This window comes from Niveispirillum sp. GW835-FHT14G11 (assembly GCF_058793615.1).
Map to the genome: position 1 here is coordinate 1 of NZ_JBXAFZ010000029.1, position 14,459 is coordinate 14,459.

General features: G+C 64.4%; 15 protein-coding genes. 4 read left to right on the forward strand and 11 right to left on the reverse strand.

Annotation, left to right across the window (positions count from 1 at the left end; all coding sequences use genetic code 11):
* From AC1Q7F_RS30790 to AC1Q7F_RS30805, 4 genes are all read left to right on the forward strand, one after another.
* Window positions 1–186, forward strand: a 186-nt coding sequence (locus AC1Q7F_RS30790; protein WP_492512371.1) for a diguanylate cyclase domain-containing protein, incomplete at its 5' end; no start/stop codon positions are given.
* Window positions 187–224: 38 nt separating this feature from the next.
* Window positions 225–1,139: a helix-turn-helix domain-containing protein gene (locus AC1Q7F_RS30795; protein WP_492512372.1), complete on the forward strand. Its 915-nt coding sequence runs from the start codon at window positions 225–227 to the stop codon at window positions 1,137–1,139.
* Window positions 1,140–1,246: 107 nt separating this feature from the next.
* Window positions 1,247–2,287 carry an aldo/keto reductase gene (locus AC1Q7F_RS30800; protein ID WP_492512373.1) on the forward strand — a complete coding sequence of 347 codons (1,041 nt, stop codon included), beginning with the start codon at window positions 1,247–1,249 and terminating at the stop codon, window positions 2,285–2,287.
* An 11-nt stretch (window positions 2,288–2,298) separates the two neighbouring features.
* Window positions 2,299–3,156 (forward strand): NAD(P)H-binding protein, encoded by an 858-nt coding sequence (locus AC1Q7F_RS30805; RefSeq protein WP_492512374.1) that lies wholly within the window; start codon window positions 2,299–2,301, stop codon window positions 3,154–3,156.
* Between the two features lie 246 nt (window positions 3,157–3,402).
* On the opposite strand, the gene AC1Q7F_RS30810 is transcribed toward AC1Q7F_RS30805, so the two are convergent.
* From AC1Q7F_RS30810 to AC1Q7F_RS30860, 11 genes are all read right to left on the reverse strand, one after another.
* Window positions 3,403–5,619, reverse strand: coding sequence for an nSTAND3 domain-containing NTPase (locus tag AC1Q7F_RS30810; protein ID WP_492512375.1), 2,217 nt, complete (start codon window positions 5,617–5,619; stop codon window positions 3,403–3,405).
* A gap of 331 nt (window positions 5,620–5,950) precedes the next feature.
* Entirely contained in the window at window positions 5,951–6,268 is a 318-nt protein-coding gene (locus tag AC1Q7F_RS30815; protein ID WP_492512376.1) for a DUF736 domain-containing protein, read from the reverse strand.
* Between the two features lie 3 nt (window positions 6,269–6,271).
* Complete coding sequence (locus AC1Q7F_RS30820) at window positions 6,272–6,565, reverse strand: DUF2274 domain-containing protein (RefSeq protein ID WP_492512377.1); 294 nt, start codon at window positions 6,563–6,565, stop codon at window positions 6,272–6,274.
* 4 nt (window positions 6,566–6,569) lie between these two features.
* Window positions 6,570–7,751 carry a TraB/TrbI/VirB10 family type IV secretion system protein gene (locus AC1Q7F_RS30825; protein ID WP_492512378.1) on the reverse strand — a complete coding sequence of 394 codons (1,182 nt, stop codon included), beginning with the start codon at window positions 7,749–7,751 and terminating at the stop codon, window positions 6,570–6,572.
* Window positions 7,748–8,722 carry a P-type conjugative transfer protein TrbG gene (trbG, locus tag AC1Q7F_RS30830; protein WP_492512379.1) on the reverse strand — a complete coding sequence of 325 codons (975 nt, stop codon included), beginning with the start codon at window positions 8,720–8,722 and terminating at the stop codon, window positions 7,748–7,750. Before trbG ends, AC1Q7F_RS30825 begins: the two co-directional genes overlap by 4 nt.
* The gene (gene trbF / locus AC1Q7F_RS30835) at window positions 8,719–9,429 is read right to left on the reverse strand and encodes a conjugal transfer protein TrbF (protein ID WP_492512380.1); all 711 of its coding nucleotides are present in this window, start codon (window positions 9,427–9,429) and stop codon (window positions 8,719–8,721) included. The genes trbG and trbF overlap by 4 nt, the downstream gene beginning before the upstream one ends.
* A 3-nt stretch (window positions 9,430–9,432) precedes the next feature.
* The gene (gene trbL, locus AC1Q7F_RS30840; RefSeq protein ID WP_492512381.1) at window positions 9,433–10,734 is read right to left on the reverse strand and encodes a P-type conjugative transfer protein TrbL; all 1,302 of its coding nucleotides are present in this window, start codon (window positions 10,732–10,734) and stop codon (window positions 9,433–9,435) included.
* Between the two features lie 11 nt (window positions 10,735–10,745).
* Complete coding sequence (gene trbJ / locus AC1Q7F_RS30845) at window positions 10,746–11,444, reverse strand: P-type conjugative transfer protein TrbJ (RefSeq protein ID WP_492512382.1); 699 nt, start codon at window positions 11,442–11,444, stop codon at window positions 10,746–10,748.
* Complete coding sequence (trbE, locus tag AC1Q7F_RS30850; RefSeq protein WP_492512383.1) at window positions 11,441–13,864, reverse strand: conjugal transfer protein TrbE; 2,424 nt, start codon at window positions 13,862–13,864, stop codon at window positions 11,441–11,443. Before trbE ends, trbJ begins: the two co-directional genes overlap by 4 nt.
* Complete coding sequence (locus tag AC1Q7F_RS30855; protein WP_492512384.1) at window positions 13,858–14,127, reverse strand: VirB3 family type IV secretion system protein; 270 nt, start codon at window positions 14,125–14,127, stop codon at window positions 13,858–13,860. The genes trbE and AC1Q7F_RS30855 overlap by 7 nt, the downstream gene beginning before the upstream one ends.
* A complete protein-coding gene (locus AC1Q7F_RS30860; RefSeq protein ID WP_492512385.1) occupies window positions 14,127–14,447 on the reverse strand; it encodes a TrbC/VirB2 family type IV secretion system protein in 321 nt (106 codons plus the stop codon). Before AC1Q7F_RS30860 ends, AC1Q7F_RS30855 begins: the two co-directional genes overlap by 1 nt.
* Between the last annotated feature and the right edge of the window lie 12 nt (window positions 14,448–14,459).

Consider the following 14,459-nt stretch of genomic DNA (forward strand, 5'->3'; position numbering starts at 1 on the left):
GGCAATGCCGAATGCGGCGGCGTCGTCACCGCGAGCCTCGGCATCGCCACCATCGTGCCGGCGCGGGCGAAGGAGATTGAGCAGCAGATCCTGGCGCTGATGAGTCGGGCGGACACCGCGCTATACGAAGCCAAGGCCAGGGGCCGCAACCGGGTTTCGCGGGTTCCGGCCTTCGCCGCGGCCTGACATCGGCCCGTTAACCAACTTATGCGATCGCGGACGCCATGTTATCATCGGACATGCTGCGCCCCGACTTCCTTCCCCCCGAACGGCTCGACGAACGCCGGACGATGCAGTCCCGGCGGTACGAGCATCATGGCATGGCCGCCGCCTATTACCGGCGCGATGGCGGCGGGGAGGAGCCGCTGGGGCCCAACCCGGTGATGCCGGCTTTCCAGTTTGTGATCCCCTTGGTCACCATGCCAGCCCATGGCGGCTGGATGGACGGAAAGCGGATCGAGTTGCCCGCGCACGAAGCCGGCGCGCCCGGCTTCTTCGACTGGCGGCGCACCTGGTCGGCCGACCTGCGTGACCCGTTCGAGGCGCTGGTGCTGGTGATCCCGCAGGCGGCGATGGACGAACTGACCGACAGCCTGGGTGGGCGGCGCATCGCGCGCTTCGACTGCCCGGCGGAGCAGGAGACCCGCTTCGATCCGCATGCCTTCGGTCTGGCCCAGGCGCTACTGCCGCTGCTGACCCATCCCCATGAGGCCGGCGCGCTGTTCGCGGACTATATCTTCGGCGCCTGCCGCCTGCATTTCGCCGTCGCCTATGGCGGGCTGAAAGTGTCGGAGGCGCGGCGCACGGGAAGGCTGGCGCCCTGGCAGGAACGCCGGGCCACGGAGATGATGCTGGCCGACCTGGGGGCCGACATCTCGGTGGAGGTGGTGGCGACGGCCTGCGGCCTGTCGGCACGGCATTTCGAGCGGGCCTTCACCGTCAGTTTCGGCGCCCCGCCCCATCGCTGGCGCCTGAAGCAGCGGGTGGAACGGGCCCGCCGGATGCTGGAGGAGGGGGATGAGCCGCTGGCCTTGATCAGCGCCGTGTGCGGCTTCGCCGACCAAAGCCACTTCACCCGGGTCTTCCGACGTTTCCATGACGCCACCCCCGCCGGCTATCGACGGCAGCGGCGGGGATAGGAACAGGACGGCGCCGGCGTTCCAAAGATGGCGCCGGCGGTCAAGACCGTCCCGTCCACCGGCCCTATCTTCCGCGATGACATTCCTGTTCATCACGGAAGCGATCCATGCGTTACCGCATCTTCGGCCGCACCGGTCTGCGCGTCTCCGCGCTGGCGCTGGGAACCGGCAATTTCGGCACCGGCTGGGGCTATGGCGCCGACCGGGGCCAAGCCGCCCGCATCTATGACGCCTATCGCGCCGCCGGCGGCAACTTCATCGACACGGCCAACAACTACCAGTTCGGGCAGGCGGAAAAACTGGTGGGCGAGTTCATCCGGGCCGAGCGCGACGATATCGTCCTGGCCACGAAATTCTCGCTGGGCGCTGCCGCCGACAGCGGGCTGATGACCACCGGCAATAGCCGTAAGGCCATGGTCCGGTCGGTGGAGGACAGCCTGAAGCGGCTGGCCACCGACCATGTCGACCTGCTGTGGGTCCATATGCCCGACGGGGTGACGCCCGTGGAGGAGATCATGCGCGCCCTGGACGACCTGACCAGGGCCGGCAAGATCCATTATGCCGGCTTGTCCGACTTCCCCGCCTGGCGGGTGGCCACGGCGGCCACTCTGTCTGACCTGCGCGGCTGGGCCGGGGTGGCGGCGGTGCAGCTTGAATACAGCCTGGTGGAGCGCACAGCGGAGCGGGAGCTGCTGCCCATGGCCGACGCCTTCGGCCTGGGCACCGTCGGCTGGTCGCCACTGGGGGGCGGGCTGCTGACGGGCAAGTATCGGCGCGGGGAGAAGGGCCGTGCGGAAGGGCTGGGCGTGCTGACCCATGCGGAGAGCGATGCGCGCAAGACCGCCACGGTCGATGCGCTGCTGGCCGTGGCCGGGGAACTGGGCGTTCCGCCGGGGCAGGCGGCCATCGCCTGGGTCATGGCGCGGGGCGTCACCCCCATCCTGGGCCCACGCACGCCGGAACAGGCGGCGGACAATCTGGCGGCGGCGAAGGTGGTGCTTGAGACCGGCCATCTGGTCCGGCTGGACACGGCCAGCGCCGTCCCCCTGGGCTTTCCGCACGAGATGCTGGCCGATGCCGGCGTGCGCAACCAGTTGGCGGCCGGCAAGGCCGACCTGATCGATGCACCTATCCGGCCGGTGCGCTGAGGAGAAACATCATGGGTAAACTGCTTGTCACCGGCGCCACCGGCCATCTGGGCCGGCAGAGCGTGGAATTTCTGCTGGAGCGCGTGCCGGCAGGCCATGTCGCGGCGCTGGCCCGCGATCCCGCCAAGGCCGCCGATCTTGTGGCGCTGGGCGTGGAGGTGCGGCGGGGGGACTATGCTGATCCCGCCTCGCTGGAGCGGGCCTTCGCGGGTGTGGACCGGTTGCTGATGGTGTCCACGGTGATGTTCACCGACACGATCGGCCACCACCGCAACACCGTGGCCGCCGCCGCCGCTGCCGGCGTGGGCCACATCGTCTACACGGGCATCCAGCGGCGCGAGGGGTCGGGCTTCGCCATCGACATGGTGACGGAGACGGACATCGCCACGGAAGAAGCGCTGCGCGGGTCCGGTCTGGACTGGACCATCATGCGCAACAGCCTCTATGTCGACTCGCTGCCGCTGATCCTGGGCCCGCGCCTCGCGGAGCGCGGTTTTCGCGTCCCGGCCGGCGACGGCGCGGCGGCGCTGGGCACAAGGCGGGACTTCGCAGAGGCGAATGCCGTGGTCATGACCGGTGCGGGCCATGCCGGCCACCTCTACACATTGGGCGCCAGCCACGCCGTCTCCTTCGCCGACATGGCGCGTGATCTGGGTGTGCCCTATGCGGCTGTGGACCGTGAAGCCTTCGTTGCCGACCGCCTCGCCGACGGGCTGCCGCCGCCCGCGGCCGGCTTCCTGGCGCAATGGGCCGAGGCGGTGGCTTTGGGCGAATTCGCGGAGGTGACGGGGGACCTTGAGAGGCTGATCGGACGGCGACCCACCGATGCAGTGGGTTTCCTGAGGGAGGCCTACAGCCTGCATGGTTGAAGACATGAGTTGGCAGCGGCCCCCGATCCGGCCCTCAGCGGACTGCCGCTGCGGATAGGTGACCTATGGTGACAGCCCGTGACATGTTTCACGGATCCGGCTAAAGGCTGCCAAGGGTCGGGTCTTCTGGTGACAGGTCGCGTCGGCTGGAAAGCGCCCTATCTGCGACATTCGAGGCTACGCCCCAACGTCCGAAAGCTGTTATACGCAAACAACGCCATAGCAGTCCCTCTTCATTTTTGGAAATTAGTGTTCACGCAGCGCCCCAAACAAACACCTAATGTCATCATCCGACATATAACCCGGCGAGGATGAACGGTGCCAGCTGGAGCCCTCATCGGTGTGACTATTTTCTCGTTCAAGCAGGTACTCACGCTTACTCTCTATTCGGCTGGTGACGCCTCTGTCCGTCACGCCATAATCACTCAACACAGCTTTCAGTTCATTTTCAAAGGTTTCGAGTTCATCTACCGAGGAGATATCGTCGAGCGCATTGCCTAATTCTGCTATATAGCCTTTTAGGGCGACCTTAGCCGCCTCTATGGACAAATCCTCATCTGAACCATACCGAATGAAGGCATCGCTAACAGATTTGATCGTGTCTAGTGAGAGGGCGGACCCAAAATCTTTGAGCATGGTTGCGGCGGCGGCGGTAACGGCGTCAATGCCCTTTTCTCGTACCCACGTCGGAAGCAGTGTGGCCGTCAGTTGCTCTAAAACAAATTCGGCTAATTCTGCCTCATCGCCCTCGATTTCCATCTGAATTAAGTCATCGATGGCTCTATCAGCCAAAGCGGCGATTTCTTCGGCCTGAAAGCGGTCATAGATGTCTATGATAAATGTTAGCCGTTGAAGGGGACTCCCGCTGCCTCCCTCTATGAGGCGCACTACTGCGCTGGCCCATGCCTCTACCATTCCCGTTGTTGAGAGGTTCAGGGCACACCAGACAGCCCAAGCTTTTTCCAACTCGGGAAGTGCCTCGATCACGCCAATGATCGCTGGCAGAAGCCTGTCCTCTTCTGCTACACGTTGAAGAAAATCCTGAACACCAGGGTTAGAAAACCTGACCCTGCAGCTTTCGATGGCGAGAACAGATCCTTCGAGTTCTTTAACGGCGCTTCTGAACCTTGCCGGATGCTCGCTTTGAGCAATCGGGCGACCAAGAGATCTTGAAATTCGGCCAAATGTCAGTTCTAATGCAGACATTTGCACGTTTTCATTGTTGAAAAACAAAGCCAGCGTGAGGGACCGGGCATCATCGGAAATGTGGCTTCGGTACGGCTTTTCCCAAATAACATGCGGATTTTCTAAGACAGTGTTTATGGCTTCTCGTATCGGCACATCAACGAGAGAAAAATATTCCGCTGACGTCAAAAGACTAATGATGCGTGGATTGAAATTTCTATGATTAATGATCCCCAAAAAGAAGTCATCATCAAGCAGCGCTCTCCGATCCTGGGGTGCGAGATCAGAGAAAAATATGTGATTGAATAACATTCGCGCTTTGACGGAGCGTGTATAAAAGCCAACATTTAGAGTGAACTCACTTGGTTTGATAGCCGACCCACTGAGGCGGTCTGATTGTATCTGCGCTTGGTGAAAAATATAGTCGCGTGTCGTCATGATAAAACGTAGAGATTTGGACGATTTCACACGCCGCAAGAATGGCGGTAAGCGCTGATCAACGGTGCGTATCCAATCAGGAGTCAATCGCACCTGCCCCAGAAAGTCGTCAAAGAACACTAAACGGCGCTCACCGTCATTAGCGATAGTGAACGCATCTGCAATGTCTTCAATTACCGAAATCGTCCATCCTTGTTGGGCGTGCAGCCATATTAGCATTCTTGCAAGTGTGCTTTTACCAACACCTGGTTGCCCCTCGATGATTAGCACGCCGGCATTTTCCAGAATGGCCTGGGCCTGAGGAACGCTATCGTTCTGGACGAATTTGGGCACGACGGCACGAATCTCATCCATTTCGGCCTGTGTCCGATTATAGACGCCACTGTGAATGATACGGTCCAGAACAGCCGCACTCGCGAGCCAAAGCTTGAAATGTTTCTTTTCTATTTCGCTATGGCGCCCAAGGAGATTATTGAGGTCTTCGCAGCCGTAAATATCATGGATATCAATGGGTGCCGACGGCAATGCTGCTTTTAGTTTTGCCTTTCTCATTGGATTGAGCGACACGGATGTCACGAGTAGATAGCGGATTGGCCTAAGTTTCTTAACCTTCGCATCCTCTTTCTTTGCCGCTGCTAGAAGGGCATCGAAGCCACTGTCAGCGTAGTGCTTAGCCTGCACTACTGAGCACCCAGTGTTTACTGCAAAGCGGAAATCAATGCCGAGGTCTTTCCCTGGGCCAAAGCTTTCGAACAATAACCCAAACTCAGCCTGCAATAGGTCGCGAACCAACTCCTCGAAGTCCAGAGGCGACAGTGTTCGAAAATCGTAATGGCTCAATTCGGCTTCCCCCAACGGAAACTCGCTTATACGGTTGCAGCCAATGTAGCATGGTGAACCGGAGGTGTCCTTGGCGGTGTCGCGAAGTTGTCATCGCTGCCCCGCGGTCGGCGTCCATTCGTAAAATCCCCCATACCCGGCATATCCCGACCGGCATAGCGTGCCCGCCCGAAGCAATTGCCACCAGGGCGGCACGCCACTATGCACACCATCTGGATCTTGGATTCCGGTGACACTATACTTAATCCCATTAGCCCGCTTTGCCATCTTCACACCCAAACCCGCCCGTCCGCAACCGGCCCCGCGGCAGCCACAATAGGACCTACGCACTTTACTGCCTGCGACGATTCCAAATGAGCTTCGCCGCCGCCCCATCCTCGGTCGGAAACAAGGCGGCACTTACAGGTTCGAGCAAAGCCGGGTCGTCAAAGCGCACCCGGAGATAGGCGCGTGGTTCCTCCCCTGTGGTCTGTGCTTCCCAGGCATCGCCGATACGGTCGTGCCCCAGCAGCAGGCGGTAGGCTGGCGCAGTATCCTGGTCGCAATTGTCGTTGGGAACGAGACGCACCTTGGCATTGACGGTCAGGGTGCGGATGATGCCGGTCCAGCTGCCATCCTTCGCCAGCTTAAAATGACCGATGGTGCTCATGGCTCAAGCTTCCTTGTCATCGGTGGGAGGTGCCGCATCCGCGCTGACCTTGCGCCCTCCCCGGCGGCGGATAGGCTCCACAACAACGGGCAGTTCTTCCTTCCGGGCCTTGGCATAGACACGGTCGCTATCCAGGAAGGCATCCAGCATGTAGGGGACCAGATCGGCGACAGGTTCAGCCGTGCCGTAGGTGGCACGGTAGAGCGCGGCGTAAGACAGTAGGCGCTGATGCAGGTCGGGACTGACGGAGATGGTCAGCTTGACCGGCGTGCGATCAGGCAGCTTGGGGAGCTTCAATATGTCAGCCTCCACGGTAGGGAGAGAGGATCAGGTCGCGCCGGACGATGACGCGCAGCGGCCAGCCAGGGCGGATGGTCAGGGTGGGCTGGATATCCAGGTTGCGCTCGGTGAGGCGCTGGCCGGCGCGGTCGGCGTTCTGCTGGATGGATTCCCGCACGGCGCGGACCAGTTCACCTTCCTGTTGCCCGAAGGTCAGTTCGGTGCCGACGCCCAGCAGCGTCGCCATGGCGATGCCCTTCAGCAGGCGGCTGGTATGGAAATCCACCGCGTCGGAAAGGCCGGATCGGCCCTCGGTATCGGTGGCCGGCAGGTTGTCCAGTTGCACGGACGAGCCATCGGGCCGGATCAGGCGCTGCCAGACCAGCAGGGCGCGGCTTTGTCCAAAGCTGACCCGGCTGTCATAGGTGCCTATGAGACGGGATCCCTGGGGGATCAGCAAGGTCCGGCCGGTGATGCTGTCATGGACGTTCTCCGTCACCTGGGCCACGACCATGCCAGGCAGGTCGGAATTGAGGCCGGTGACGAGGGCGGCGGCAATGATGCTGCCGGCCATGATTTGGTGGGGCGAGGTGGGTTGCTGTTCGGCATAAGGATTGTAGATGCCGCTGCTATTCGGTTGGGACAGGAAGTCCAGCTTGCGCTGCTGGGCGTCGGGCTGGGTAGCCGGCGACAGGTCGGTGGGAGGCATGGGGCCACCACCGGGAACCGGATTCCGATTTCCTGGCGGTCCCGGCACGGCCTTCGGTTCGCTGCGGAAGAACAGGCCGGATTGCCGGGCCTGGTTGGCCTGCACTTGCTCTGGCGTAAGCTGTTGGGCCGGTCCCGTTGCTGGCCATTCGGTGCCATGCCGCTTCTGGTGTTCCAGGATCGGCCGGCCCAGATCACCCGGCAGGGGCGGCCCCAGAACCGGGGTGTCGGGCTTGATCTGGCTGTAATCGGTCGGCAGGGAGGCCAGCCCTTCCGGTGGGGGCGGCCGGTTGGGATGGGACAGCTCCTGCCCCTGCCCATCCTGTTTACGATCGACGCTCTGCAAAGAGATCAACGTCAGAGCCAGGATGGTGCCGGCGGCGATGCCGGTGCCAGCAATGATCAACCCCCGCCGAAAGCGGATGGCCCGACGTGGGGCGGCGCGCAGTTCCAGCTTTTCAGAAGGGATCTTGTCGTCACCGACGGGCGCGGTCATGACGGCCTCCCGTCGGTACGCTCAATGCGGACGATCTGCTGCGGCTCGCTGCCCAGGCGCAGTTCGGCGGCGGCGAACAGTCGGTCGACGATATAATGGCGGCCACGGACCCGATAGTTGACCAGCTGGGCCTCCCCCAGTGGCCCGATAACGAATAGCGGTGGCGCTTCGCCCTGGTCCAGACGGCGGGGAAACTCGATATAAACCTTGGAGCCATCGTCGAAGGCGCGCAGGGGCCGCCAGGGTGGATCGTCGCCGCTGAGGGCGTAACGGAAATGTAGTTCTTCCAAGGACAGGCCGCTGGCAATGGGCTGGGCGGCCTCGGCCTGGCTGTTCCGGCGTTGCAGGGCCAGCAACTGATCCTGGGGGTAGGTCCAGGACAGGGCCGCCATGGCGGTCTGCTCCGTGCTTTCCAGCAGCAGATGGTAGGCACGGCGATCAGTGGTGATGACGAGGTTCGTCGTCAGGCCGGCGGCCACGGGCTTGACCAGCACATGGACCCGCTGGCTGGTGCCGGCCCCACTGCTGGTGCCGCCGATGATCCAGCGCACCGTGTCGCCGGCCGAGACGGCGACGACGCCTTCGCCCGGCTGGAGGGCAATGTCGCTGACCCGTTCCGGCGCGGCATAGAGCCGATAGAGGGCACCCTCGGTATAAGGATAGACCTGGATGGCATTGACATAGCCATAGCGGGTCGGTTCCTGGGTGGCGGCCTTGTTGGCATCGGCCACCCGTTGGGTCGGCGGACGGTTGTCGGGCGTCACGCTGGTCTGGGGCGGCGGCTGCAACTGGCCCAGCAGCGGCAGGAGCACGGGCCTCTCGACCACCTGCACCGGCAGCGGGGGTTCCGGCTCGACCTCGGCCGGCCGGAAGTCGGCGCTGTCATAGGTGATGGCGGGGGGCTTCTTAGGCTGGCCGGCGCATGCGGTCAGCAGGCCGACCAGCAGGGCCGGCAGGATCAGCTTGGTCATGGCATGGTCCTCTGGGTAGCGGGGGCGTCGAATTCACGCGACCAGTCGATGGCGGTGATGGTGACGCCCAGCGGGTTGCGGGTCAGCGCCTCCGGCGTGCGGGGCGGACGCAGGCTGACGGCCAGGATGGAGGTCCAGCGCTCGGTGCGGACCAGACTGCCGCGCTCGAACAGCTGCTCGGTCCATTTCACCTGGAAGGAGAGGTCCGAAGCGCGGACGATGCTGGTCACCTGGACCGTGACGCTGTTGGTGCCGATACGGCTGAACGGGTCATTGACCTTGGCCTGTTCGTTCAGGAACAGGGCGGCACGGTCGGCCACGAAATCATAGGCCGCCAGCCAGTTCTGACGGACCAGCACAGGATCGGTGGAGAGTGCGCGGACATTGCCGATGAAGCGACCCAGATAATAGGCGACCTGGGCATCGGTCGGCTGATAGGCGTTGACGGCCGGAGCGATAGCGCGGGCCTCACCCAGCCGGTCCACTTCCACGACATAGGGCACGATGCGGCTCTGGCCGGACTGCCAGGCAGAGGTCGCGGCCAGGCCCATGGCGAGGCCCAGGCAGCCGAAAGCCATCAGCCGCCAATTCCGGGCCTGGACGCGGGCACTGCCGATGCGCTCGTCCCATTGCTGGGCGGCCTTCTGATAGGGCGTCACCGGCTCGGGTGTGCGGCCATAGCGTTGCAGAGAGCGTTTGAAGAACATGGCTCAATCATCCTTCTGATCGAGGGACGGGTTGGCGGAGCCGCCGGAACGATCGCCATCCTTGATGGCCTGGGCGGTGGCATGGCGATGGGCGCGGGCGGCCTGTTCGGCGCGCAGCTTTTGCGCCCAATCAGGCGCGCTATTGGTGCTGGATCGTGGCGATGGCTCGACGCCCCCTGCCCCGTCCGCATCCGGATGGGTCGATTGGCGTCCGGCCTTGAAGGCCTCCCGCACCGGTTCCGTCATGCGGCTGCCGGCATTGCGGGCACCGCGCATGGTGGCCTCCCCGGCGGCGCGGGCGGCACCGCTAACACCGGCGTGACCGGCAGCTGACGCCGACTGGAAGGCGCCCGTTGCCGGCCCACCCATGCTGGCGCCGGCCCGCAGGGCGGCCATCCCGGCACTGCCGGCGAGACGGGCGCCGGCGGCAGCAGCCCCACCCGCCAGCATCATGGTGCCCGCGGCGGCTCCCACGGTGCCCAGGGCCGCCCCTGCCCCCAGTTGCGGCGCGCCGGAAACGAGGCCGGCGGCGATACCCGGTCCGAAGATGCCCAGCCCCAGCAGGGCCAAGGATGCCAGCACCATGGTCATGGCCTCGGCGATACCGGGCTCCCGGCCATTGAGCGCCTCGGTGAATTCCCGGAAGAAGCCCGAGCCGATGCCGACAATGACGGCCAGCACCATGATCTTGATGCCGGACGAGATGACATGGCCCAGCACGCGCTCGGCCAGGAAGGCGGTCTTGCTCCACAGGGCGAAGGGCACCAGCACGAAGCCGGCCAGCGAGGTCAGCTTGAATTCCACCAGTGTGATGAAGAACTGCACCGCCAGGATGAAGAACGCGATGACCACGAAGAACCAAGCCAGCATGAGGATGGTTAGGCTCAGGATGTTCCCGAAGACCTCCGGAAACCCGATCATGGTCTCCGCCTGCTTGAGCAGCGGGTGGGCCGCCTCGAACCCCACCGCGGCCAGGTGTCCAGGATGCAGCAGATCCTGGGCGGACAGGCCCGAACCACCAGCCCGCAAACCCAACTGCGCGAAGGAGCTGTAGATGGCCTCCGACAGGGACTGGAAATTGTTCAGGATCAGGGCGAAGAAGCCGACATAGAGGGTCTTGCGCACCAGCCGGGGCATCACATCGTGATCGCCATCCAGCGCCCAGAACAGGCCGGCCAGGACCATGTCGATGGTGATCAGGATACCGGTGAGCCAGGCAACATCGCCGGACAACAGGCCAAAGCCGCTGTCGATATAGCGGATGAAGGTTTCCGTGAACCGGTCGATAATGCCCAGGTCGCCCATTGCGGTCTCCCTCAGCGGCTATAGGCGTGGCCATCGCCCAGGAAGCGCCGGGTGCGCTCGCGGGCCATGGCATTGGCCTCGGCGGTGGCGGCCTGGGTCTCGGCATCGGCGCGGTATTGGGCGGCCATCAGGTTCTGCAGCTGCATCTGCTGCTTGATGGACAGCGCCAGCAGCTGGTTGCCCGCCTGTTGGGCTTGCAGGCTGCCGGCGGCGTCCTGGCTGCGACCGACCAGGTCGGCCAGCAGGGGCGCATCGGCCTGGATGGAACCGACAATGCCCGATTGGACGCGCATGGTCTGGCGGTAAGCGGCGCGGGCACTTTGCCATTGCATCTCTGCCTGCCGGTCGAGGCTGGCAGCATCGGCCTCGGGATAGCTGCCCGGATAGGTGCGGCGCCAGGCGTCCTCGCTGCCGGCCAAGTCGAAGCCGATGCTGTCGGCCTGGATCATCAGCCCATCGATGCGGTTCAGCGCGCTGGTGATCTGGTTGAGCGAGGAATAGTCCAGCCGCTGGAGCTGCCTTGCCATGTTCTGCAACATGGTGGCCTGGTTCTGCAGGCTGCGGATCTGGTTATTGATCTGCTCCAGGGCGCGGGCCGCCTGGAGGGCGTTCTGGGCATAGTTGGTCGGGTCGTAGACGGTGAAGGCGGCGGCACTGCCCACCATCAGGGTGGCGGACAGCAGTGCCGCAGCCGGCAAGCGCATCATCATGGCATGGTCTCCCCTGGAAAGCGGTCCAGCAGGTCGGCAGCCCAATCGAGTTCCTGGATGCCCAGCCAGCGGGCGGCAAATGCCTGCGTCCCACCCTCGGCCAGCAGCTTGTCGATCAGCACCTGCGATACGGGATCGGACGCGGCGCAGAAGGCCTTGGCCACCGGTCCCAGACCAAGCTGGAACAACCGGTTGCCGCGCCTGGATTGCAGGTAATAGTCCCGCTTGGGCGTGGCCTGGGCGATCAGCGTAATCTGGCGGTCGTTCAGCCCGAAGGCGCTATAGACCGCCCTGGCCTGGGGCTCGATGGCCCGATCGTTGGGCAGGAAGATGCGCTGTGGGCAGCTTTCGATCAGGGCCGGCGCGATGCTGCTGCCGGCCACGTCGGCCAATGACTGGGTGGCGAAGAGAACGGCGACGTTCTTCTTGCGCAGGACCTTCAGCCATTCCCGGATGCGGGCCGCGAAGGCGGGATTGTCGAGATAGACCCAGGCCTCGTCCAGGATCAGCAGGGTCGGCGCCCCGGTGAAGCGCTCCTCCAGCCGGTGGAAGAGATAGGTGAGGACCGGCAACACAGCACCCGTCCGGTGCAGCAGCACCTCCATCTCGAAGCACTGGACGGCAGCCAGGTCAAGCCCGTCGGATGCCGCATCCAGCAGACCGCCATGGGGACCTTCCAGCGTATAGGGCTGGAGGGCGGCCTTGAGCGGGTTGGATTGCAGCAGCAGGGACAGGCCGGTCAGGGTGCGCTGTACGGGCGGCGCGCCGGCCAGGCTGTTCAGCGCCGACCAGACCATCTCCTTGATCTCCGGTGTGACGCTGACCTGCTCATGCTCCAGCAGGCCGGTGATCCAGTCGGCCGCCCAGGCGCGCCGGTCGGGATCGTCGATGCGGCGCAACGGCTGGAAGGACAGGTCGCCGGCCTGTCCCAGCATATGGTGCCGTCCACCCATGGCGAGGGTGGCCGCACGGGCGGAATTGCCCTTGTCGAAGATATAGACCTGCGCCCCGGCATAGCGGCGGAACTGCAAAGCCATCAGGGCCAGCAGCACCGACTTGCCGGCCCCCGTCGGACCGACGACCAGCATGTGCCCGACATCGCCGACATGGGTGGAGAGCCGGAAGGGTGTCGCCCCACTGGTCTCGGCTTGAAGCAGCGGCGGCCCATCCAGATGCTTGTTGCGGGCGGGACCGGCCCAGATGGCCGATAGCGGCATCAGGTGGACCAGGTTGAGGCTATGGATCATCGGCTGGCGGACATTGGCATAGACATGGCCCGGCAGGCTGCCCAGCCAGGCCTCCACGGCATTGACGCTCTCCCTGATCACGGAGAAGCCCAATCCCGTGATGGCGCGTTCCACCGCGACCAGCTTGTCGTCGGCGGCCTGCTGGTCGGTATCCCAGACCGTGACGGTGGCGGTGACATAGCCATAGCCGACATGGTCGGCGCCCAGCCCTTGCAGGGCCAGATCGACATCGGCGGCCTTGTTGTCGGCATCGCTGTCCAGCAGGGTGGATGGCTCGTTGGTCAGCACCTCGCGCAGCAGGGCGCCGATGGATTTGCGCTTGGCGAACCAGTGGCGGCGCAACCGGGTCAGGATGCGGGTGGCGTCCTCCTTGTCGAGCGGGATCCAGCGCGTCACCCAGCGATAGGGAAAATCCAGGTGGTTCAGCGCGTCCAGCAGGCCGGGCCGCGTCTGGTTGGGGAAGCCCAGCACCGTCAGGATGCGCAGGTGCCGGTCGCCCAGCATGGGTTCCAGCCCACCCAGCAGCGGCGTGTCGACCAGCACCCCGTCAAGGTGCATGGGCACGGCGGGTACCGTCAGCCGATGCCGACGGGTGGAGATGCAGCCATGCAGATGGGTCAGCGTCTCCGCATCGTCCAGATCATGCTGCTCGGGCAGGATGGATTGCAGCAGGCCGGCCAGCCGGAAGAACTCATCCCGGAACCGGTCCAGCTCCTGCCGCCAGTCCCGTGCTCGGGTTTTCCGGCCATCATCGACCAGGGCCTTGTGCGCTTGGTCCTGGCTGTCGGGGGAAGGCAGATAGAGGATAGTCAGGTGATAGAGGCTCTCGTAATGGCGGCCGGCCTCGCGGAACGCTGCACGGCGTTCCTCGTCGACCAGCCAGGAGGCGGGGTCGGGAAAGCTCCCGTCCGGATAGGCCGCCACCTCCACCCGCTCGGCCTCGAAGAACAAGGCCCAGCCCGAACCCAGGCGGCGGAGCGCGTTGTTGGCGCGAGCCGACAGGGCAATCAGTTCGGCCTCGGTGGCAGAGTCCAGGTCCGGTCCGCGATAGCGCAGGGTACGCTGGAAACTGCCATCCTTGTTCAGCACCGTGCCCGGCGCCACCAAGGCCGCCCAGGGCAGATGATCGGCCAGCCGGTCGTGCCGGGGCCGGTATTCGGCGAGGTTCAGCATGACCAGCCTCCCGCCTGCCGCAGGTGGCGGGCCAGGATGGCGGCGATGTGCGGATCACGCCGGCTGACCAGCACGGCCAGGCTGTGGCCGCCCAGCGCCAGCAGCAGGCCCGCCAGCCATTGCTGAAGCCCCAGGCCGATGGCGGCGGCGATGGTGCCATTGAGGATGGCGAGCGCCCGCGGCGCCCCGCCGAGCCGGATCGGCTCGGTCAGCGCCCGGTGCAGCGGGATGGTGAAGCCCTCCGGCATCTCGGTCGCGGCCATCACACCAGCGCCCCACCGCCGAAGGAGAAGAAGGACAGGAAGAAGCTGGAGGCGGCGAAGGCCACCGACAACCCGAAGACGATCTGGATCAGCCGCCGGAAACCGCCCGAGGTTTCGCCGAAGGCCAGGGTCAAACCCGTGGTGATGATGATGATCACCGCCACGATCTTGGCGACGGGACCCTGGACGGAATCCAGGATCCGCTGGAGGGGATCCTCCCAGGGCATGCCGGAGCCGGCGGCCTGAACCGGGGCGGCCAGCAGTAGGGCCAACCCGGCAAAGGCCAGGGAGCGCAGACGGGGAAAGATGAGGCGCGACATTTCATTCTCCTG